Raw genomic sequence first — 22,690 nt, 5'->3', positions numbered from 1 at the left:
GGCAAAGAACAAATCCGGGTAAGACAACAGATGGCGCGTTGGGTAGTAATCGGCGGCACTGGCTACATTGGCGAGGCACTTTGCCGTCGCCTCAGTTCTAGTGGACAGCGAGTGCTGTCCGTGTCCCGTGCCCCCAGCGGCCCGCAAAATTGTGATCACCAGCCCCTGTCACTGTCGCCCGACGGTGATTTCTCTTCTCTTTTCCAGTCCGGGGATCGGGTAGTTTACGCAGCAGGAATGGCCCGCCGCTCTGACTGCGAGCGCCGACCCGATCTCGCGCGCTGGCTGAATAGTGATTGCCCGCTAGAGCTGTTGCGCTGTGCGGAAGCCGCCGGCGCCGAATCTTTTACATATCTCTCCAGTGTCAAAGCGCTGTGTCCGCCAGGGGGCCGGGTTGCGGATGAGCATTGCGGTTCGCCGGCCCAGGATGCCTACGGGCGCAGTAAGTGGCTAGGGGAGCAACAATTGCTGTCCGAGCAATCCCGCTGTCGAGTCAACCTGATCCGGCCAGCGGCCGTTTATGGAGTTGACGAGGGAATCGCCGAAGTCGGCGGTAAGGCGGGGCGCTGGCGAGGGCGATTGCATTTGCTCGGTCGCCTGGCCCCGATACTGCCGGCCAGCGGTCGCCGCAGCTTTATCCACCTGGGGGACCTGGTCCGCGCAATTATTCTACTGGCGCAGGCAGAGCAATGTGACCGGGAGGTCTTTATTGCCGCGGAACCCAATTACTACGACTTGGCGAACATCATTCAAGCCCTGACTGGCGCGCGCGCACGCACCAGCAGGCGGTTGACCTCGCTGCTGCTGGCGCCCGCCCGCCCCCTGCGCCGCCTGTCGATTGTCCGCACTTTACTTGAGCTGGAGCAGAGCGAACTTTATAGTGCCGCGCGATTGCGTCGCGCGCTGCCATGGCGTGCGAAAGAGCGATACAGTCAGTTTTTACGGGGTATTGCCTGATGGGGTTAATGGGGGGGTGGTTGGCCCCGGCGATGGTGGCTGTAGTGGTTAGTTACGCCATCACCACACTGTTACTGTCAAATCTGCGTGAGTTTGCGCTGGATCTGCCGAACCATCGCTCCATGCACGAAACACCGGTACCGCGCACCGGCGGCTGGGCCCTGGTGGCCGGATGCCTGGCGGCGCTGGCTGTCAGCCCGATCTCACCGCCCCTGGCGCTGTCGGCAGGGTTCGTGTTGCTGCTGGCGGTATCCGCCATCGATGACCTGCGTCACGTCCCGGCAAGAATCCGCTTTTCTGTGCATTTGCTGGCGGTGGCACTGGTGCTGTGGGCACTGCCGCAGGCGCTGGCCTGGTGGTGGTACCCGCTGCTGTTAGTCAGCGGTGTGTGGATGATCAATCTGTACAATTTTATGGATGGTATGGATGGCCTGGCCGGTAGCATGACGGTCATCGGCTTTGCGTCGCTGGGGCTGATTGCGATGCTGCGCGGACATGGCGATCTCGCTGGTGTCTGCGCGTTGCTGGTCGCCGGTGCATTGGTGTTCCTGCGCTTCAACTGGCCATCGGCCAGCATTTTTCTGGGCGATGCCGGCTCTACAGTATTGGGTCTGGCCGCCGTTGGGGTCAGTCTTTACGGCTGGCAGAGCGGCGCTTTCGGCTTGCTGGTGCCTGTTCTTGTGTTTGCGCCTTTCTGGCTGGACGCCACGTTGACGCTGCTGCGCAGGATGTTGGTCGGCAAACGCTGGTGGGAAGCGCATCGCGAACATCTCTACCAGCGCAGCGCGCTGCGTATCGGGGTGAAACAAACGCTGTATTGGGAGCTGGGATTTATGCTGAGTATGTCTATACTGGCGGTCTCACTTACAAAGCTCGGCCTGGCATAACCGGTCGACACCCTGTGTGGGGCAGGGTGGCAGCGAGTGGGGAAATGGGGAAAATTTGGGGGCTGCGTGACACGCATCTGGCGGATAGTACAAAAACATCACAAACCGGTTTTGATGCTGCTCTTCGACCTATTGATGTTGAGCCTCGCCTTTGTCATGGCGATGGCGATCCGCGTCAATGGGATCACTCCGGCGCTGGAGGCGGAAATGCTGATCTGCCTGGCGCTGACGCTCGGCTCCAGTAGTTTCATCTTTCTGCGCCTGGGCCTCTACCGCACCGTTATCCGCTATATGGGGCAGCAGGCCATCGTGGCCGTGCTGCAGGGGGTCACTGCATCTGCCGTGGTGCTCGCGGTAGCTTCCTACCTTACCTTCGCCGGGGTGCCGCGCTCGGTACCGGTCATCTACTGGTGTTTTGCGCTTATCGCCGTCGGTGGCTCCCGCTGGCTGGTGCGTGTCTATTACCAGATGGCGCTGGAAATCCACAAGACCCGCGTAGCAATTTACGGTGCGGGTACCGCTGGTCTGCAGCTGTACAAAGCTTTGGTACACGGTGAAATTTACAAGCCAGTGGCGTTTTTCGACGATAACGCCTCCAAGCAGAAGACGCTGATTGACGGCGTGCTGGTCTATAACCCGAGCAATATTCTCGACGTAGTCGCTGAGCGCGATATTGCCGAGGTGCTGCTGGCAATGCCCGGTGTGCCCAAGCGTCGCCGCCGGGAGATTACCCGCGGGCTCCGCGAGCGCGGACTGGTAGTGAAGGTGATCCCGGGGCTGGAAGAGCTCGTGGATGGCGCTGGGCGCGTCTCAGACGTATCGCAGATCTACGAGAACATTCTCGGTCGTGCGCCGGTTGAGCCGGAAAAGGCCCTGATCGCCAGCTCGATCAGCGGCAAAGTGGTGTTGGTCACCGGTGCTGGTGGCTCGATCGGTTCGGAGCTGTGCCGGCAGATCGCCCAGTGGGGGCCCGCCCACCTGGTGTTACTGGAGACCTCGGAGTTTGCCCTTTATCAGATCGAGCGGGAGCTCTACCAGCAGCAGCTGGATGAGGGGCATCAGCTGAAGGTGACCGCACTGCTCGGCGATGTGCGCGACCGCGCCCGCATGGCAGAGATTATCGAGAGCTTCTCGATCCACACTATCTATCATGCGGCGGCGTACAAGCATGTGCCGCTGGTGGAGCAGAATGTGGTCTTAGGGGCGGACAATAATGTGCTCGGCACTCTCTCCGTGCTGGAGGCGGCCGAGGCGTTTGGAGTCGAGCAGTTCGTACTGATCTCCACCGACAAAGCCGTGCGGCCGACCAATGTGATGGGGGCGACCAAGCGATTTGCCGAGCTGCTGTGTCAGGATTTCGGGCGCCGTTTTACCAAGACCCGCGTCTGTATGGTGCGCTTCGGCAACGTGCTCGGCTCGTCCGGCTCCGTAATCCCACTGTTTACTGACCAGATTAATGCAGGTGGTCCGGTGACCGTCACGCACCCCAAGGTGACACGCTATTTCATGACCATCCCGGAAGCCGCGCAGCTGGTATTACAGGCCGGCAGTATGGGGCGCAATGGTGATGTGTTTGTTCTGGATATGGGGGAACCGGTGCGCATCCACGATCTGGCCAGGCGGCTGATCCAGATTATGGGGCACACCGTGCGCGATGAAGAGAACCCGGAGGGCGATATCGAAATCCAGATCTCCGGCCTGCGCCCGGGAGAAAAGCTGTACGAGGAGCTTCTGCTCGGCGACAACGTATCCGGCACCGACCACCCGATGATCATGCGTGCCGAAGAGGAGCGTCTCAGCACTGACAAGCTGCAGTTGCTGATTGGCGAGTTGCGACAGGCGTGCAGCCGGCACGACTGCGAGGAAGTCCACCGGATTCTGCTGGAGGCAGTGAAAGACTATTCACCGAAACAAAGCCTGGTCGATGTGGTTTGGGCTCAGCGCCGCGAAAATATGCCGGCACCGCAAGTCGGGCAGGTGGAAAGGTTGCCGCTGCCAACGGATGTCGGGCGTCGCTGACCTGTAGTGATCGGCAGTGTGTCTTCGGAAGAGCCTCGCAGGAATGTGGGGCTTTTTTGTATCGGGAAAGAGGGGCGCAAGGATCTACCTTGGCAAGGACACAACGAAAAAAGCCCTTAGCTTTCGCTAAGGGCTTTCATGTTTGGCTCCGCCTGCTGGGCTCGAACCAGCGACCCAATGATTAACAGTCATTTGCTCTACCAACTGAGCTAAGGCGGAATTTCTTAGCGGCTGGCGTGTGTGCCGTGCCGTTCAGATGGCGCGTATCTTATATAGCCCCCCTGGGCAGGTCAACCCCTTTTTTGCACTTTAACTAATTGATTTGTCGGGAATTTATTTTTGGGCGGTTGTTGGGTAAAAAGTCAGCAATTTGCTCGGGCTGGCGCCGGAATAGTCCTGGGCCGGTCGGCATTTGTGGGGGCTGGGGTCAGGCTCTACAATCGCAGATTGCTTTTCAGACGGTTTTGGCGGTGGGTTTATGGAGTCGCGACCATTTCAGGTGGTGTGCAAGTACAGTCCGGCGGGTGACCAGCCAGCCGCAATTGAACAGCTGGTGGAGGGCGTGGAGGATGGTCTCAGTCACCAAACGCTGCTGGGGGTGACTGGTTCCGGTAAGACTTTCACCATGGCCAATGTCGTCGAGCGACTGCAGCGTCCGGCGATCGTCATGGCCCACAACAAGACCCTGGCCGCCCAGCTGTATGGGGAATTCAAGGAGTTCTTTCCGAAGAATGCGGTGGAGTACTTCGTCTCCTACTACGACTACTACCAGCCGGAAGCCTATGTGCCGTCATCGGACACCTTTATCGAGAAGGATGCCTCGGTCAACGAGCATATCGAGCAGATGCGGCTGTCCGCCACCAAGGCGCTGATCGAGCGTCGCGACGTCATCGTGGTGGCAACCGTTTCCGCGATCTACGGCCTGGGTGATCCGGATAAATATCTGAAAATGGTGCTGCACCTGGATCGCGGTGATCTGGTGGATCAGCGCACCATCCTGCGCCGGCTGGCGGAACTGCAGTACACCCGCAACGATACCGACTTCCGTCGCGCCACCTACCGGGTGCGCGGCGACATCATCGACATCTATCCGGCGGACTCGGATATGGAGGCGGTGCGGCTGTCGCTGTTCGATGAGGAAATCGAGGAGATTACGCTGTTTGATCCATTGACTGGCGAGCAGCTGAAGAAGGTGCCGCGCATCACCATCTTCCCGAAGTCGCACTACGTGACACCGCGGGAAACCATCGTCAGCGCCATCGACCGGATCAAGGACGAGCTGCATGAGCGGCTCAAGCAGTTGCGGGATAATGACAAGCTGCTGGAGGCGCAGCGCCTGGAGCAGCGCACCAAGTACGATCTGGAGATGATGCAGGAGTTGGGTTACTGCAACGGCGTGGAGAACTACTCGCGCTATCTGTCCGGGCGCGACGCCGGCCAGCCGCCTCCCACCTTGTTCGACTACCTGCCGCACGACGCGCTGCTGTTTGTCGACGAAAGCCATGTCACCGTGCCGCAGATCGGCGGCATGTACCGCGGCGACCGCTCGCGCAAGGAGACGCTGGTGGAGTACGGCTTCCGCCTGCCGTCGGCTCTGGACAACCGGCCGCTCAAGTTCGAGGAGTGGGAGCACCTGGCGCCGCAGACTATTTTCGTGTCCGCGACCCCGGGGCCTTACGAGGCGGAACACGCCGGCCAGGTGGTGGAGCAGGTGGTGCGCCCCACCGGGCTGGTGGATCCCGAGGTGGAAATCCGCCCCGCGTCGACCCAGGTGGACGACGCGCTGTCGGAAATCCACCGCTGCGTCGATGCGGACCAGCGGGTGCTGATCACTGTGCTGACCAAGCGCATGGCGGAAGACTTGACCGAATATCTCAGCGAAAACGGCGTGCGCGTGCGCTACCTGCACTCGGACATCGATACGGTGGAGCGGGTGGAAATCATCCGCGACCTGCGTATCGGCGAGTTCGATGTGCTTGTGGGCATCAACCTGCTGCGCGAGGGCCTGGATATGCCGGAAGTGGCGCTGGTAGCCATCTTCGACGCGGACAAGGAGGGCTTCCTGCGCTCCGATCGCTCCCTGATCCAGACCATCGGCCGCGCCGCACGCAACCTGCAGGGGCGAGCGATCCTCTACGCAGACAAAGTCACTGCTTCAATGGATCGCGCCCTGGAGGAAACCCGGCGCCGTCGCGAGAAGCAAATGGCGTTCAATGCCGAGCACGGCATTACCCCCCGGGGAATCCGCAAGAGCGTCGCCGACATCATGGAGGGTGCCATCGCGCCCGGGGTGCCGAAAGGGCGCCGCAAGGTGGCTGAAGGGAAGGGCGCCTACAAGGCGGAGAAGAAACCGCTGTCCGACAAGCAGCGCTGGGCGCGCATCGAGGAGCTCGAAGAGCAGATGTACAACCATGCCAAGAACCTGGAGTTCGAGGCGGCGGCCAAGCTGCGCGACGAGATCACCAGCCTGAAAGAAGAGCAGTAGACGGTTCTGTGCAGCGGGCTCCGGTCAGTTGACATGAGTTCGGCGGGGCGACCGTTTTGTCGGGCAAATTCGATGATCGAAAAGCTCACTAAGTTGTTGAAAACACTAAAAACCGGTGCTAAAGTTCGCGTCCTCTGCAGCACGGGGTTCCCCACTGCAAAGTTACAGACCCGTAGCTCAGTTGGTTAGAGCGCTGCCTTGACATGGCAGAGGTCAGCGGTTCAAGTCCGCTCGGGTCTACCATCTTTTTTGGTGCCTTGCGTACCTGGGCCAGAAGCCCCAGCTCATCAAGTTGATTCACGCGGTCTTTGGTAGGGATCGCCACTGATAGAAAGGAAGTACAATGCCTGTTGTCACTCTCCCCGACGGTTCCCGTCGCGAATTCTCCAATCCGGTTTCCGTATACGACGTCGCCAATGATATTGGTCCAGGCCTGGCCAAAGCTGCCCTTGCCGGTGTGGTTGACGGCAAAGAAGTCGATACCAGCTATGTGATCGACCGCGACGCGGAACTGGCCATTATTACCGACCGCCAGCCGGAAGGGCTGGAGGTTATCCGTCACTCCACCGCGCACCTGCTGGCGCAGGCCGTGAAGCAACTGTATCCCGGCGCCCAGGTAACTATCGGCCCGGTGATCGAAGACGGCTTCTATTACGATTTCGCCTACGAGCGCCAGTTTACTCCGGAAGATCTGGAGAAAATCGAGAAGCGTATGGAAGAGCTGGCCAAGGAAGATATTCCGGTCAGCCGCCGCCTGCTGCCGCGTGACGATGCGGTGAAATACTTCCGCGAGATGGGCGAGGAATACAAGGCGGAGATCATCGCCAGTATCCCCACCAACGAAGATATCTCCCTGTACAAGCAGGGCGACTTCGAGGATCTGTGCCGCGGTCCGCACGTGCCGTCCACCGGCAAGCTGAAAGCGTTCAAGCTGACCAAGGTGGCCGGCGCCTACTGGCGCGGCGACGCCAACAACGAGATGCTGACGCGCGTCTACGGTACCGCCTGGGCCAACAAGAAAGACCTGAAGGCCTACCTGCACCGCATCGAAGAGGCGGAAAAGCGCGATCACCGCAAGCTGGCCAAGAAATACGATCTCTTCCATATTCAGGAAGAGGCGCCGGGCATGGTGTTCTGGCACCCGAACGGCTGGACTATCTACAGCACCATCGAGCAGTACATGCGCCGCCGTCAGCGCGAGTACGGCTACAAGGAGATCAAGACCCCGCAGCTGGTGGACTTCTCCCTGTGGCGCAAATCCGGCCATGCGGACAAGTTCGGCGACGACATGTTCACCCTCACCAGTGAGGAGCGCCAGTTCGCGATCAAGCCGATGAACTGCCCCTGCCACGTGCAGGTGTTCAACCAGGGCCTGCGCAGCTACCGCGATCTGCCCCTGCGCCTGGCGGAGTTCGGCTCCTGCCACCGCAGCGAGCCATCCGGCTCCCTGCACGGCCTGATGCGCGTACGCGGCTTCGTGCAGGACGATGGTCATATCTTCTGCGCCGAAGACCAGATCCAGTCGGAAGTGTCCGATTTCATGGATCTGCTGCACTCCGTGTACAAGGACTTCGGCTTCGACGACGTTATCTACCGCCTCTCCACCCGTCCGGAGCAGCGTGTCGGTTCCGACGAGAGCTGGGACAAGGCCGAGAAGGCGCTGGCCGACGCGCTGGACGCCGCCGGCCTGCCGTGGGAAGAGCTGCCGGGCGAGGGTGCCTTCTACGGACCCAAAATCGAGTTCTCCCTGAAGGACTGCCTCGGCCGTGTATGGCAGTGCGGTACCATTCAGGTGGACTTCTCCATGCCGGGCCGCCTGGACGCCCAGTTTGTGGCGGAAGACGGCTCGCGCCAGACCCCGGTCATGCTGCACCGTGCGGCGCTGGGTTCCTTCGAGCGCTTTATCGGTATCCTGATCGAGCACTACGAGGGCGCCTTCCCGACCTGGCTGGCGCCGCAGCAGGTGGCGATCCTGAATATCACCGACCGCCAGGCGGATTACTGTCGCGATTTGGAACAGCGCCTCGGTGATCTGCAGTATCGCGCGGCCGCCGACTTGAGAAACGAGAAGATCGGCTTTAAAATCCGCGAGCACACGCTTCAGCGTGTTCCTTATCTGCTGGTGATCGGCGATAAGGAAGTGGAAAGCCAGACGGTCGCCGTGCGAACACGCAGCGGTGAGGATCTTGGGACCATGACTTTTGAGTCATTCCTCGAGATTCTCGGCCAGGACGTGGAGCGCCGTGGCCGTATGTCTATTTCTGAAAATTAACGGAGACGATAGCTATTAAACGAGAGAGCAAGGGACGGTCCAAAAAGGCCCGCATTAATGATCAGATCGAAGCGTCTGAAGTTCGCCTGATCGGCGCCGATGGTGAACAGGTGGGAGTTGTCTCCCTGGATGAAGCGCTGGAGGCCGCACAGCAGGCCAGTCTGGATCTCGTTGAAATTGCGCCGGACTCCGATCCGATAGTCTGTAAGATCATGGACTACGGAAAGCACGTTTTTGAGGCCAAAAAAGCCAAAAACGCTGCCAAGAAGAAACAGAAGCAGCAGCAGATCAAGGAAATGAAGTTCCGCCCCGGTACCGATATTGGGGATTACCAGATCAAGCTGCGCAACCTGACCCGTTTCCTGGAAGCAGGCGACAAGGCCAAGATTTCCTTGCGCTTCCGCGGCCGGGAAATGGCGCACCAGGAACTGGGTATGGAAATGATGCAGCGCATCGAGAAAGACCTGGAAGAGCTGGGCACCGTGGAGCAGCGGCCGAAAATGGAAGGCCGCCAGATGATCATGGTGATAGCCCCCAGCAAGAAGAAAAAGTGAGTTCCTGAGTCTCTGCAAAGAGAGTCAGGTCTCCTTTGAGAAGTGGTTGGGCGACGGCTGCCTCCCCACTCTCACAACGCCGCCGGTTTCCGGCGGTTCATTAAAGCAGTCTGTTCGCAGACACTTAGATACTTTTGGAGTACAAAATGCCGAAAGCAAAAACGCACAGTGGCGCCGCCAAGCGCTTCAAGAAGACGGCTGCGGGCTACAAGCACAAGCACGCTAACAAGAGCCACATCCTCACCAAGATGACCACCAAGCGTAAGCGTCAGCTGCGCGGCACCTCGACTATGAACAAGTCTGATGCCACCCTGGTCGATCGTATGCTGCGCGCCAAGTAATTGGCTCATCGCTAAAAGGTTTAAGAGGATAGAGTTATGGCCCGTGTAAAACGTGGTGTAGAGGCGCGTCGTCGTCACAAGAAAATTCTGAAGCAGGCTAAAGGTTACTACGGTGCGCGTTCGCGCGTATTCCGCGTAGCCAAGCAGGCGGTGATCAAAGCCGGCCAGTACGCTTACCGCGACCGTCGTGTCAAGAAGCGTAACTTCCGCGCTCTGTGGATCACTCGTATCAACGCCCAGTCCCGCGCTGAAGGTCTGAGCTACAGCCGCCTGATCGCCGGTCTGAAGAAAGCGGACATCGCTCTGGATCGCCGTGTTCTGGCCGATCTGGCGGTATACGACAAAGCCGCTTTTGCTGCCGTAGTTGAAAAAGCCAAGGCAGCCCTGGCAGCGTAAGCTGTCACTTCAGTTGCAAAACTGAATACAAAAAATAGGGAAGGGCTGTTTGGCCCTTCCCTATTTTTTTATGGGGTTTCCGCTATTTTTTACCGATAGCGACACCAAAGGGCGAAGCCCCGCCGGCGACCAAATGCCGGCAACATGACGCAGAAAGAATTAGAGTTAACTTGGAACGGGAATAGTTCGATGCAAGATTTGCAGTCCCTCACCGATCAGGCGCTGGAGCAGGTGGAGCAGGCCGACGGCTTGGCGGCACTGGATCAGGTGCGCGTGGATTACCTGGGCAAGAAGGGGCAGCTCACTGCGCTGCTGAAAGGCCTGGGCAAACTGTCTGCCGAAGAGCGTCCGGCTGCCGGGGCGAAAATCAACGAAGCCAAGCAGCAGGTGCAGGAAAAGATCAACGCGCGCCGCAACGAACTCGAGCAGGCGGCGATCAACGCCAAGCTGGCCGAAGAGACCATCGACGTGACCCTGCCCGGGCGCGGCGAAGAGCAGGGCAATGCGCACCCGGTCACCCGTACCATGCGCCGCATCGAAGAGCTGTTCGTGCGCCTCGGCTTCTCCGTGGAGGAGGGGCCTGAGATCGAAGACGACTACCACAACTTCGAAGCGCTCAATATTCCCGCGCACCACCCGGCGCGCGCGATGCACGACACCTTCTATATCGATCCGTCCACGGTGCTGCGCACCCACACCTCCCCGGTACAGATCCGCACCATGGAAAAGGCCGCGCCGCCGATTCGCATCATCTGTCCGGGCCGCGTCTACCGCTGCGACTCCGACGTAACCCACTCGCCCATGTTCCACCAGGTGGAAGGGTTGGTAGTGGACAAGGGCGTGAGCTTCGCCCACCTGAAAGGCTGCGTGGACCAGTTCCTGAAAGCCTTCTTCGAAGCGGACGTGCCGGTGCGTTTCCGCCCGTCCTACTTCCCGTTCACCGAGCCGTCCGCGGAAGTGGATATCCAGTGTACCGCCTGTGGTGGCGAGGGCTGCCGCGTATGTTCCGGCACCGGCTGGCTGGAAGTGATGGGCTGCGGCATGGTGCACCCGAACGTATTCGCATCCTGCAATATCGACAGCGAGGCCTACTCCGGCTTCGCCTTCGGCATGGGGGTAGAGCGCCTGGCGATGCTGCGCTACGGCGTCAACGACCTGCGCCTGTTCTTCGACAACGACCTGCGCTTCCTGAAACAGTTTTAACGAAGCGTTTAACGGAGCCCGCCAGCGGGCCAACACCAGAGTCGAACAGAATTGAAAAGCGCTCCGAGGGCGCTGACAGAGAATACAAAGAGATAGCGATATGAAATTCAGCAACTCCTGGCTGCGGGATTGGGTTAACCCGCAACTGACCGCACAGGAACTGGCCGACCAGATCACCATGGCCGGCCTGGAAGTGGATGGCGTTGAGAAAGTCGCAGGTGAATTTTCCGGCGTGGTCGTGGGTGAGATCCTCGCCTGCGAACAGCACCCGGACGCGGACAAGTTGCGCGTATGCACAGTGGCCGGCCACCCGGACGGCGAGATGCAGGTCGTGTGCGGCGCCCCCAATGCCCGCGCCGGCATCAAGATCCCGTTCGCGCTGGTAGGCGCCAAGCTGCCGGGCGATTTCAAGATCAAGAAGGCCAAGCTGCGCGGCGTAGAGAGCTTCGGCATGCTGTGCGCCCAGACCGAGCTGGAGCTGGGTGAGGACAGCGACGGCATCTGGGAGCTGCCGGAAGCCGCGCCCACCGGCCAGGACCTGCGCGAATACCTGCAGCTGGACGACGAGACCATCGAGGTCGACCTGACCCCGAACCGCTCCGACTGCCTCGGCATCGCCGGTATCGCCCGCGATGTGGGTGTGCTGAACCGCTGCGCGGTCTGCGGCCCGGAGATCACCCCGGTCGCCCAGCAGATCGACGACAGCCTGCCGGTCTCCCTGATGGCCGAAGAGGCCTGCCCGCGCTATGTCGGCCGCGTGATCCGCAATATCGATATCAAGGCCACCACGCCACTGTGGATGCAGGAGCGCCTGCGCCGCAGCGGCCTGCGCTCCATCGATCCGGTCGTGGATGTCACCAACTACGTGCTGCTCGAACTGGGCCAGCCGATGCACGCCTTCGACCTGAACAAGCTCAGCGGCGGCATCAAGGTGCGCCTGGCGGAGAAGGGCGAAGAACTGACCCTGCTGGACGGCCAGGAAGTGAAACTGCAGGAGGGCACCCTGCTGATCACCGACGACGAGAAGCCGCTGGCCATGGCCGGCATCATGGGCGGCCTCGACTCCTCCGTGACCGACAGCACCCGCGATATCTTCCTCGAGAGCGCCTTCTTCAGCCCGCTGGCCATCGCCGGCAAGGCGCGCTCCTATGGCCTGCACACCGACTCCTCGCACCGCTTCGAGCGCGGTGTCGACTACCGCCTGCAGGAAAAGGCGGTCGAGCGTGCCACCCAGCTGCTGCTGGATATCGTCGGCGGTGAACCGGGCCCGGTACACCTGCGCGAGCTGAGCGAACTCATGCCCGCCGAGCGCCATATCTCCCTGCGCCGCGCGCGGGTAGAGCAGGGCCTGGGTGTCGCCCTGGGCGACGACGAGATCGTCGATATCCTGACCCGCCTGGGCCTGGAGAAAATCGAGCAGAACGCCGACGGCTGGACCTTCCTGGTGCCGAGCTTCCGCTTCGATATCGCCATCGAGGCCGACCTGCTCGAAGAGCTGGCGCGGGTCTACGGCTACAACCGCATTCCCAGCGAGAGCTTCACCGCCGCGCTGGATATCGTGCCGCAGGAAGAGAGTGAAATCGCCCAGAGCGCGCTGGAGCAGACCCTGCTGGCGCGTGGCTACAACGAGGCGATCACCTTCAGCTTTATCGACAGCGACTCCGCCGCACTGTTCGACCCGAAAGCCGAGCCGGTGGCCCTGCAGAACCCGATCAGCGCCGAGCTGGCGGTCATGCGCACCTCGCTGATTCCGGGCCTGTGCAAGTCACTGCAGTACAACCTGAACCGCCAGCAGAACCGCGTGCGCCTGTTCGAGACCGGCCTGCGCTTCGTACCCAATGGTAATTCTGTTGCCGATCTGAAGCAGGAGCCGATGGTGGCCGGCCTGGTCTACGGCAGCCGCTTCGCCGAGAACTGGACCGGCGGCAAGGATCTGGTCGATTTCTACGACATCAAGGCCGACGTCGAGGCCCTGCTGGCCCACTGTGGCCTCGAGGGGTTGGGCGCCGAGGAAGGGTTCCGCTTCGAAGCCGGCGAGCACCCGGCGCTGCACCCGGGCCAGTGCGCCCGCATCTACCGGGGCGAGCGCGAGGTCGGCGTAGTGGGGGCCCTGCACCCGCAGCTGCAGAAGAAGCTGGACCTGCCCAAGGCGGCGTTCGTGTTCGAACTGAGCCTCGAGGCCCTCGGCCAGGCGCGCCTGCCGGCGTTCCGCCCGCTGTCCAGGTTCCCGGAAGTGCGCCGCGACCTGGCGCTGCTGATCGACGCCGACGTGCCGGCCGCCAGCATGGTCGAGACCGCCATCGAGGCCGCCGGTGAAACTTTGACGGACCTCAAGATTTTTGACGTCTATCAGGGCAAAGGTATTGATTTCAATAGAAAAAGTGTCGCCATGGGGTTGACCTTTCAGCATCCGTCGCGCACCCTTAACGACGACGAAATCAATGCCGCCGTGGATTCGGTGGTCGGCAAACTAGAACAAAAATACAACGCCAGCTTGCGCTAACAGAGCCCGACGCTCTCGGGTGCAGGTTGTCTGGCACCCCGAGAGCGTCTGCTACCGGGTTGAAGCCGCCGCGGTTTGGGCCGCTTCCGATCTGGAGTCGACGCCTCTGAATCTGTTGGTAGGAACCAATGACAGAGGCACTGACCAAGGCCGGGCTCGCCGAAAAGCTGTACGAAGAGCTGGGTTTTAATAAACGCGAAGCCAAAGAAATCGTCGAATTCTTTTTCGAGGAAATCCGCAACGCGCTGGAAAATAACGAGCAGGTAAAGCTGTCCGGTTTCGGCAATTTCGACCTGCGTGATAAAAGCCAGCGACCGGGCCGCAACCCCAAGACCGGCGAGGAAATCCCTATTTCCGCGCGCAGGGTAGTGACCTTTAAACCGGGACAAAAACTCAAGGCACGAGTAGAAGAAGATGCTGGAAGCGAGTCACAATAGCGAATTGCCAACTATCCCCGGCAAGCGCTATTTCACTATTGGTGAAGTCAGCGAATTGTGCGCCGTGAAACCCCACGTGCTGCGCTATTGGGAGCAGGAGTTCCCCCAGCTGAGCCCGGTCAAACGCCGCGGTAACCGCCGTTACTACCAACACCAGGACGTTATCCTCATTCGCCAGATCCGCGCTCTGCTGTATGAAGAGGGCTACACCATCGGCGGCGCCCGCCTGCAGATGGAGAGCGGCAGCGACAAGGCCGAGACGGTGCAGGTACAGCAGGTGATTCCCCAGGTGATCGCCGAGCTGGAAAGCGTGTTGACCCTGTTGGAGGCCTGATTTTTCACCAGTTCCAAGGCCGCAAATCCGGGCTTGCAATCCCCCGCCACTAATGTATGATTTGCGCCTCATCGCGATGCGATGCCCCTTATAAATCAATCACTTACGTCGAATTGAGTGCTTGATTTAGCTTCGTCGGAGTGTAGCGCAGCCTGGTAGCGCACCACACTGGGGGTGTGGTGGTCGTCGGTTCAAATCCGGCCACTCCGACCATATATCAAATAAAAAGCCCGCTCTTGAGCGGGCTTTTTTGTGTCTGAAATTTCAGCTTGTGCTGATGGTATTGGCACATCAGGGGCTGTCCGGACTAGTGCAAATTGGATTTGGTACGATCGTGAGCTCCAACTGACGCATCTTAATTGTTGATCTTGCTTACCGCCCAACACTGTCATCTCGTTTTAAATCAAGCATTAAAGTATTGCCCCAATCCTATTCGGACGGCATTGATCGCACGTTTCAGTTTTACTGTGAATGCTCGAAATTTCGACCGGAGGGAAGCTGTTTGGCGGCTGGAAAGCTTTCGAAAATTGATAAGAGATTAATCAAGCCTTTGGGTTATTAAATGTACAGGTCGGACGTAGGAGCGATTGAAGCCGGTGTGTTCGAGCATTTATTAACTACAGCAGTTTAACTGTCATAAATTGTTGAAGCGCAGCGATGGAGCAAAAAGCAATCGCTATATGAAGTTAGTTGCTCAGCTTATTTCCAGACCGTAAGTGTATTAATTCGTCGATTTTGTTAATAAGTGAGTCGACGAAACGCCATTTGTTAACTCAACAGGCAGGCGCGGGTTTAATAGTTAAAAAATTGTGATTATGATCACAAGGTTATTGTGGCGATAAAAACAAGAATTGGGTGCTGCGGTCTAGTGACCGGCATGCTTGCCCACTTGAAGGTCAACTGGTGGCTAAAGAACAAATATTAGTTAGTTGGGTTGGGGGGGCAGACCTAACAGCCGCGCAGGGCATGGGGAATCAGTTGGGGCCGGTGGCACAAGCCCTTGCCGATCACTGTTTCGATAGGGTAGAGCTGCTTTACAACTACCCGGAATCCGATGTTGCCGCGTATCTCCAGTGGCTGAGATCGCGCACTGCGATCGCCGTTGTAGCCTCACGCTGTGATCTTTCCTCTCCGGTCAACTTTGGGGAAATCTACCAAATGGCGGAAGCCGCCCTGGCTCGTCTGGCCAAGAATCCCTCAGCGGTGCAACTGAATGTCCTTCTGAGCCCCGGTACTCCCGCCATGCAGGCGGTCTGGATTCTGCTGGGCAAGACGCGCTTCCCGGTGATCTTCTGGCAGTCCTCTGTGGAGGAGGGGGTGCGGAAGGTCGAGATCCCCTTCGAGATCGCCGCTGAGTATGTCCCCACTGCGGGCAGCGTTGACTCCCAGACACTCAGCGAATTGTCGACGGCCAGCGCCCCTACCAATGCAGCATTCGACGATATCGTCACCCAGAACCCTCAGATGCAGCGCCTCAAGGCCCAGGCGGCGATTCTGGCGGCTAGAGAGGTGCCGGTGCTGATTTATGGGGAATCCGGCACTGGTAAGGAGTTGTTTGCCCGAGCTATACACAATGCCAGTGGCCGTTCCGACAATGCGTTCGTCGCGGTCAACTGCGGCGCTTTCCCTCCCGAGCTAATCGACTCCATTCTCTTCGGCCACAAGAAAGGCGCATTTACGGGCGCCACCGCTGACCGGGAAGGGGTCTTTCAGCAGGCCGATGGCGGTACGCTGTTTCTGGACGAGTTCGGCGAGCTGGATCCCGCGGTACAGGTGCGCCTGCTGCGGGTACTGCAGGACGGCACCTTCACCCCGGTGGGTGGACGAGAGGAGTGTCGGGTTGATGTCCGTATCGTGGCCGCCACCAACCGGGATCTGCTGCAGGCAGTGACCGAGGACACCTTCCGCGAAGACTTGTTCTACCGGGTCGCCGTCGGCGTACTGCATCTGCCGCCGCTGCGCGAGCGGCACGGGGATCTGGGCCTGCTCGCCGGGCGAGTTCTCGAGACCCTGGGGCATCAGGATACGCATCTGAAGGATAAAAAACTTTCTGCAGCGGCAAAAAATCTTATCCTTAGGCACCCTTGGCGGGGCAATATGCGCGAGCTGCATTCGACCCTGTTGCGGGCTGCGCTCTGGAGCTCTACCGAGACCATCGAAGCCGAAGACCTGCGCGAGGCACTGTTCCAGATGCCGGAGAGAGGGCAGGGGCTACTGGATCGGGATGTCTCCCAAGGTATTGATATTCAAGAGCTTTGTGATGATATCTGGCGCCACTACATCCCGCGTGCGATGGATGCCGCACATGGTAAGAAGACCCGCGCGGCGGCGCTGCTCGGCCTGAATAACTACCAGACGCTGACGAATCTGATGGACAAACTCGACCTCAAGTGAAAGCTGGCACGCTCTTCGCAATAAAGCGTGCATGGATAGAATTTTTTATATGAAATCGCAGAACTTCGAATTCCTCCGGCCGGAAAACGAGGCCCTCGCCAATCTGGGCGGTCTCGCCGAGGCGGTCCTGCATGTCGACCCCGGCAGCGCGCTCACGCGCCTGCGCGGTTTTGCCGAAGAGGTGACCAAGAGCATCTACAAGGAAGAGTACCTGCCGCGTGTGCCGCAGGCCAACTTCTACGAGCTGGTAAAGAGTTCTGTCTTCGAGAGCTGTGTGGATCGCTCACTGATCCACCAGCTCAACTTTCTGCGTGTACAGGGCAATGAGACCGCCCACGGCGCCGAGGGTGACCTGCGAAGTGCGCAGATGGCGCTGGGCACCGCGCACCAGCTGGCCATGTACATGGGCCTCAAGTACTACCGTAAGTCCAAGTCTGATATCCCTCCTTACCGGGATGTCGAGGACCCCACGGCGCGGCTGAGCCAATTGCAGAAGTCGGTCAGCAAATATGAGAGGGAGCTGGAGCAGCAGGCCGCGCAACTGGAGCGGGTCATTGAGGAGCTGGAGAAAGAGCGCACCCGCAACAGTGCCGGTATCGAGCCGCCGCACAAGCAGGATGCCGCCGCCAAGCAGGCCAAGAGCCATCAGGTCGCCGACTCCCTGCAGTGGAGCGAGGCCAAGACCCGCCAGCTGCTGATCGACACCATGCTCGCCCAGGCGGGCTGGGATCTGAACAACAAGGAACAGGTCTCCCTGGAGTTCGAGGTCACCCATCAGCCTACCCAGAGCGGCAAGGGCTATGCCGACTATGTGCTGTGGGGCGAAGACGGCCAGCCGCTGGCAGTGATCGAGGCGAAGAAATCCGGTGAAGTGAACCTGCAGGCGGGCAGGGAACAGGCGCGCCTGTACGCCGACTCTCTGGAAAAGATGGGCTACCGCCGCCCGGTAATCTTCTATACCAACGGTTACGAGACCTTCATCTGGGACGATGCCCAGTACAACACCTATCGCCCGGTTTACGGCTTCTACAGTCGCGACAGCCTTAAGTACCTGATATTCCAGCGCCAGTACCGCGAGCCGCACCCGGAACAGTTCAACCCGAAAACCGACATCGCCGGTCGCCCCTATCAGATCGAGGCCATCAAGGCCGTTGCCAACCGCTTTCAGGAGCAGCGCCGCAGCGCCCTGATCGTGCAGGCCACCGGCACCGGCAAAACGCGGGTGGCGATTGCCATCAGCGAACTGTTGCTGCGCACCAACTGGGGCAAGCGCGTGCTGTTCCTGTGTGACCGCAAGGAGCTGCGCACCCAGGCTGACACCGCTTTCAAGGAGCTGCTGCCCAGCGAGCCGCGCTGTGCGATCGGCCAGAGCAACAAGATCGACCAGTCCGCGCGTATCTACATCGCCACCTATCCCGGCATGATGAACCGCTTCGCGCAGCTGGATGTGGGCTTCTTCGACCTGATCATCGCCGACGAATCCCACCGCAGTATCTACAACAAGTACCGCGACCTGTTCGACTACTTCGATGCACTGCAGCTGGGCCTTACCGCCACCCCGGTCAAGTTCATCAGCCGCAACACCTTCGACATGTTCGGCTGCGAGAGCACCGACCCCACCTTCGAATTCGGCCTCGATGCCGCCATCAACAACGAGCCGCCTTACCTGGTGCCGTTCCGGGTCCGGGACCTCACCACGGAATTCCTGCGCGAGGGCATCCACTACCAGGACCTGAGCGACGAGCAGCGCGCCCAGCTGGAAGAGGACCTGGGCGAGGAAGAGGCGCAGAAGGCCAAGTTCGCCGGCAAGGACGTGGGGCGCAAGATATTCAGTGAAGACACCGACCGCATCATCCTCGAGAACCTGGTGAATAACGGCATCAAGGACGAAACCGACTCGCTGGTGGGCAAGAGCATCATTTTCGCCCAGAACCAGAAGCATGCCGAGCACCTGGAGAAGCTGTTCTGCAAGCTCTATCCGCAGTACGGCACCCGGGTGTGCAAGGTGATCCACAACGCCGTGCCCAAGGCCGAGAGCCTGATCGGCGAGTTCAAGAAAGCCGGCACCGACTTCCGCATCGCCATCTCCGTGGACATGATGGATACCGGTATCGACGTGCCCCAGGTGGTCAACCTGGTGTTTGCGCGCCCGGTGAAGTCCTGGGTCAAGTTCTGGCAGATGATCGGCCGTGGCACACGACTGTGCGAAAACCTGTTCGGCCCGGGCAAACACAAATCCGAGTTCCTGATCTTCGACCACTACGGTAACTTCAGCTTCTTTGACGAGGAGTACCAGGAAGCCGAGGACACCGGCAGCAAATCCCTGCTGCAGACCTTGTTCGAAGCGCGACTCGAGCTGGCGCTCGCCAGCCTCAAAGCCAACCACCGCGAGGGCTTCGATGCCGCGCTGGAACTGCTCAAGGCCGATATCAACGACCTGCCCGAAAGCAGCATCACCGTAAAGCGCCAACTGCGCACCGTGCACCAGCTGCAGCAGACCGATGCCCTCAGCCGCATGGACGGCAACACCCAGCATATTTTGCATAGCACCATCGCGCCGCTGATGGGCGCCCGGGTACTGCCCGACAAGTTCGCCATCGGCCTCGACCGCCTGATCGCCACCATCCAGCGCTGCCTCGTGGAAAAGGCCAGCTGCTTTGATGACGGCAAGGATCAGCTGCTGCAGGAACTCGACAAGCTTGCAGTGAACATCCAGGCCGTGCGCCAGAAAGACAGAGTGATCGACGAGGTGCGCAGCGCCGACTTCTGGCATAACGCCAGTATCGGCCGTCTCGAGTGGGCGCGCGGGGAGCTGCGCGGCATCATGAAATACCGCCAAGCTGGGGGTGGCGGCCTCTATGCGACCCCGAGCACCCGCACTACCGATCAGGGCATCGAAGAGGCCGAGCGCAAGGTCACCATCGCCGGCGCCAACGAGGCCATGCTCTACCGCCGCCGCGTCAAGGCCATCCTCGACCAGATGCTCGAGCGCAACCCCATCCTGCAGAAGGTGCGCCAGGGCGAACCGGTGAAAGAGGAAGAACTCAATACGTTGGCCTCCAGCATCCTCACTCAGCACCCAGGTGTCAGTCTGGAAGCATTGAACGAATTCTACGGCCGTACCGCGGGCGAGCTGCAGCTCACGCTACAGGAGCTGGTGGGCATGAACCCGCAGGCGGTAGAAGCCCACTTCACCGGCTTCCTGCACGCGCACCCGCAGCTGACTCACCGGCAGGTGCAATTTATGAACCTGCTCAAGAATCACATTGCCGAGCACGGCACCATCACCGTGGAGAAGCTCTACGAGGCACCGTTCACCTCTGTTTCCCATGAGGGTGTGGATGGGGTGTTCCAGCCGGAGCATGTCGACGAGCTGGTAGCCGTACTCAAGCCATTCATGCGGTCAGGCTCTGCCACAGACTCTTTGTGAATGCCGACAGAACATACTAAAAGCAGGAAAACAAAAATATGAAGCTGTTTGAATCTGTCAAAAAGTCTCTCATCAAGCGTGCTGTAAAGGGCAAAGTGAATGAGAAGCTTAACTTGGAGGGAAAATACGACAAGGATATTGATCGTATCTCGGAAAAAGTCATCGACAAGGTCGGGGTTGAAAACATTCTCAAGGCAAAGCGGGTGGTTGATGACCTCAGTTCGTTGACGGACAAGCTGTCTAGCGGGAAAGCAGAAAAATCGAAGCAATAACGAAGAAGTACTCAACAATATAACTAACTAGAAAGTACTAACTAGGAGTGGCGATATGACCGATACAACAAATTTCGAAGATAAATACTCAGATGACAGCTTCTGGGAAAAGGTTAAGAAATATGCCAAGGATGCGGGTTTCGAGGTAATCGAAAAGGCACTCTGGTTGTATTACGCCTACCAGGAAAAGAGCACGCCGGCCTGGGCCAAGGCGACGATTATCGGCGCGCTCGGTTATTTCATCAGTCCGCTGGATGCGATTCCGGACCTTACGCCAGTGGTCGGCTACGCCGATGATCTGGGCGTGCTGGCGTTGGCCGTTGGCACAGTAGCAACCTACATCACCGATGAAGTCAAAGCCAAAGCGGCAGAAAAACTCAAGGAGTGGTTCGGCTAAAACGTGGTTGTCCCTCCGGGGTGGCTTTCTGAATGCGGTGGCTAAGTTGGCCGCGAATATTTTTGCCGAAGTGATACAGGTATGGAGTAACGAGTGAATTTGCAGCAACTACCGATGGAATACTGGCTCCTGGCTGGCAGCATTGCAGCCATAGCGGCCTTGCTGGCCTATTTAATTGCCAGCAGTCGCGCTGGTAAAGCCCTGGCGCTGGTGCAGGGCGAGCTGGCCAAGGCAGAAGTGGGTGTTCAGGAATTACTGCTGCAACGAGATTCGGCGCAGCAGCAATTGGAGTCCGCAAACAAGGAACTCGGCGAGTTGCGACTGGAAGAACGGGCGCTTCGCACCGGGCTGCAAGCCGTAGAGAAGAGCGAGGCAGAGCTCAAGCAGCGCTACCAGAAGCTGGAACAGACTCTGGAAGCGCAACGTATCGACCTGCGCAAGGCCGAGAACAGCCTGCACGCCACTAGCAAAGAACTCGAACAGAGCCGGCAGCAGCTTGGCGAGCGCTCGCAAGATCTACAACAGCGCCTGGAAGAGGCGCGAGCGAGCTATCGTGCTCTGGAGCAGAAGCATGAGCAGTTGCAAGCGCAGCACAGCGCACTGAATGCGGAACACGCACAACTGCAGACCTCACTGGCAGAGCGCGATGAAAGCCATCGCAAACAGCTGGCTCATTTCGAGGAGCAGAAAAAGGCACTGGGCGAAGAGTTCAAGGTGCTCGCCAGTGAAATCCTCGACCAGAAAAGCAAGGCCCTACAGGAGAACAGCAACACCAGCCTCAACGCGCTGATGAACCCCTTCAAGCAATCTATCGACAGCTTCAAGAAGGAGGTGCAGGACATTCATCACCGCGAAACCAGCCAGCGCAGTGAGCTGCGCAAAGAACTGGAGCAGCTGAAAGAGCTCAACCATCAGATCACCACCGAGGCCCACGAGCTCTCCACCGCCCTGCGCGGGCAGAAGAAACTGCAGGGCAACTGGGGCGAAATGATGCTCGAGAATGTACTCGATCGCTCCGGCCTGCAGCAGGGCAAGGACTACGTGCGCGAGAAGTCATTTACCACGGAGGAGGGCAAGCAACGCCCGGACGTTATCGTCAACCTCCCCCAGGGCAAGCACCTGATTGTAGATGCCAAGGTCTCCCTCAATGCCTATACCCGCTACGTCAACAGCGAAGATGAGGCCGAGCGTGCCCTGGCGCTGGAGGAGCACGTCAAGGCAGTCGGTGAGCGGATTAAGGAACTCGCGGACCGGGACTATTACAAGATCAATGAACTGAACTCTCCTGAGATGGTGTTCCTGTTCATTCCCATTGAGTCCGCCTTCGTCGAAGCGCTGAAAGCCAATGAGAGCCTGTTCCAGACCGCCATTGAAAGTAATGTACTGGTCGCCACGCCGACCACGCTGCTGACCAGCCTCAATATCGTGCGCCAGTTGTGGCGCTTCGAAGATCAGAACAAGCACACCGCGGCGCTGGCCAACAAGGCCGAGAGCGTGTTCAAGAAGCTGAACGGATTCCTGGGAAGCTTCGAGAGCATCAAAAAGAGCCTCGACAAGGCCAGCGAGGCCTATACCAAAGCGGAAGGCCAGCTGATCAGTGGCCGTGGCAATCTGGTCAAGCAGGTGGGCGAGTTCAAGAATCTAGCACCGGCCATCAAGGCAGAGCTGCCCGGCTATTTCACCGACAAGGCCGAACTGGAAATTGACTATATCCCGCAGCAGGAGCAGCTAGCGGAACCACAAGACAAACCGCAAGCGGGCACAGAAGAGCCCGCCGCAGAATACGAAATCGAAGAAGTAGAGAATTAA

General features: G+C 59.3%; 17 protein-coding genes and 3 tRNA genes. 19 read left to right on the top strand and 1 reads right to left on the bottom strand.

Going from position 1 to position 22,690, the window contains the following annotated elements; all coding sequences use genetic code 11:
* Positions 1-30 precede the first annotated feature (30 nt).
* From BLW36_RS04160 to BLW36_RS04150, 3 genes are all read left to right on the top strand, one after another.
* Positions 31-957 carry an NAD-dependent epimerase/dehydratase family protein gene (locus tag BLW36_RS04160; RefSeq protein WP_091385443.1) on the top strand — a complete coding sequence of 309 codons (927 nt, stop codon included), beginning with the start codon at positions 31-33 and terminating at the stop codon, positions 955-957.
* A gap of 44 nt (positions 958-1,001) precedes the next feature.
* On the top strand, positions 1,002-1,844 hold the full coding sequence (locus tag BLW36_RS04155) for an MraY family glycosyltransferase (protein ID WP_170833114.1): 843 nt from the start codon (positions 1,002-1,004) through the stop codon (positions 1,842-1,844).
* 114 nt (positions 1,845-1,958) lie between these two features.
* A complete protein-coding gene (locus tag BLW36_RS04150) occupies positions 1,959-3,863 on the top strand; it encodes a polysaccharide biosynthesis protein (protein WP_244506123.1) in 1,905 nt (634 codons plus the stop codon).
* 143 nt (positions 3,864-4,006) lie between these two features.
* On the opposite strand, the gene BLW36_RS04145 is transcribed toward BLW36_RS04150, so the two are convergent.
* A tRNA-Asn gene (locus BLW36_RS04145) sits at positions 4,007-4,082 on the bottom strand.
* Between the two features lie 259 nt (positions 4,083-4,341).
* Here BLW36_RS04145 and uvrB point away from each other — a divergent pair.
* From uvrB to BLW36_RS04065, 16 genes are all read left to right on the top strand, one after another.
* On the top strand, positions 4,342-6,348 hold the full coding sequence (uvrB, locus tag BLW36_RS04140) for an excinuclease ABC subunit UvrB (RefSeq protein WP_091385436.1): 2,007 nt from the start codon (positions 4,342-4,344) through the stop codon (positions 6,346-6,348).
* A gap of 166 nt (positions 6,349-6,514) precedes the next feature.
* Positions 6,515-6,591 (top strand) — tRNA-Val (locus tag BLW36_RS04135).
* A 100-nt stretch (positions 6,592-6,691) separates the two neighbouring features.
* Positions 6,692-8,620, top strand: coding sequence for a threonine--tRNA ligase (gene thrS / locus BLW36_RS04130; protein WP_091385434.1), 1,929 nt, complete (start codon positions 6,692-6,694; stop codon positions 8,618-8,620).
* A gap of 8 nt (positions 8,621-8,628) precedes the next feature.
* Positions 8,629-9,174, top strand: coding sequence for a translation initiation factor IF-3 (infC, locus tag BLW36_RS04125; protein ID WP_425286749.1), 546 nt, complete (start codon positions 8,629-8,631; stop codon positions 9,172-9,174).
* 146 nt (positions 9,175-9,320) lie between these two features.
* Positions 9,321-9,515, top strand: a complete 195-nt coding sequence (gene rpmI, locus BLW36_RS04120; RefSeq protein ID WP_091385431.1) for a 50S ribosomal protein L35 — start codon at positions 9,321-9,323, stop codon at positions 9,513-9,515.
* A gap of 36 nt (positions 9,516-9,551) precedes the next feature.
* Positions 9,552-9,911 carry a 50S ribosomal protein L20 gene (rplT, locus tag BLW36_RS04115; RefSeq protein WP_020413350.1) on the top strand — a complete coding sequence of 120 codons (360 nt, stop codon included), beginning with the start codon at positions 9,552-9,554 and terminating at the stop codon, positions 9,909-9,911.
* A 189-nt stretch (positions 9,912-10,100) separates the two neighbouring features.
* Positions 10,101-11,114, top strand: coding sequence for a phenylalanine--tRNA ligase subunit alpha (pheS, locus tag BLW36_RS04110; protein WP_091385429.1), 1,014 nt, complete (start codon positions 10,101-10,103; stop codon positions 11,112-11,114).
* Between the two features lie 100 nt (positions 11,115-11,214).
* Entirely contained in the window at positions 11,215-13,617 is a 2,403-nt protein-coding gene (pheT, locus tag BLW36_RS04105; protein WP_091385427.1) for a phenylalanine--tRNA ligase subunit beta, read from the top strand.
* 128 nt (positions 13,618-13,745) lie between these two features.
* Positions 13,746-14,054 carry an integration host factor subunit alpha gene (gene ihfA / locus BLW36_RS04100; protein ID WP_073271291.1) on the top strand — a complete coding sequence of 103 codons (309 nt, stop codon included), beginning with the start codon at positions 13,746-13,748 and terminating at the stop codon, positions 14,052-14,054.
* Complete coding sequence (locus BLW36_RS04095) at positions 14,032-14,388, top strand: MerR family transcriptional regulator (RefSeq protein ID WP_091385425.1); 357 nt, start codon at positions 14,032-14,034, stop codon at positions 14,386-14,388. Before ihfA ends, BLW36_RS04095 begins: the two co-directional genes overlap by 23 nt.
* Positions 14,389-14,524: 136 nt before the next feature.
* Positions 14,525-14,601, top strand: a tRNA-Pro gene (locus BLW36_RS04090).
* Between the two features lie 945 nt (positions 14,602-15,546).
* Entirely contained in the window at positions 15,547-16,782 is a 1,236-nt protein-coding gene (locus BLW36_RS04085; protein ID WP_244506122.1) for a sigma-54 interaction domain-containing protein, read from the top strand.
* Positions 16,783-16,831: 49 nt separating this feature from the next.
* The gene (locus BLW36_RS04080) at positions 16,832-20,212 is read left to right on the top strand and encodes a type I restriction endonuclease subunit R (RefSeq protein ID WP_091386931.1); all 3,381 of its coding nucleotides are present in this window, start codon (positions 16,832-16,834) and stop codon (positions 20,210-20,212) included.
* A 38-nt stretch (positions 20,213-20,250) separates the two neighbouring features.
* Positions 20,251-20,484: a hypothetical protein gene (locus BLW36_RS04075; protein ID WP_091385423.1), complete on the top strand. Its 234-nt coding sequence runs from the start codon at positions 20,251-20,253 to the stop codon at positions 20,482-20,484.
* Between the two features lie 55 nt (positions 20,485-20,539).
* Positions 20,540-20,881 (top strand): YkvA family protein, encoded by a 342-nt coding sequence (locus BLW36_RS04070; protein WP_091385421.1) that lies wholly within the window; start codon positions 20,540-20,542, stop codon positions 20,879-20,881.
* 114 nt (positions 20,882-20,995) lie between these two features.
* Positions 20,996-22,690, top strand: a complete 1,695-nt coding sequence (locus tag BLW36_RS04065) for a DNA recombination protein RmuC (protein ID WP_091385419.1) — start codon at positions 20,996-20,998, stop codon at positions 22,688-22,690.

Source organism: Microbulbifer marinus (assembly GCF_900107725.1).
GTDB classification, from domain to species: domain Bacteria; phylum Pseudomonadota; class Gammaproteobacteria; order Pseudomonadales; family Cellvibrionaceae; genus Microbulbifer; species Microbulbifer marinus.
Note: the sequence above shows the minus strand (reverse complement) of the source record. Positions and strands in the feature narration are given on the sequence as shown.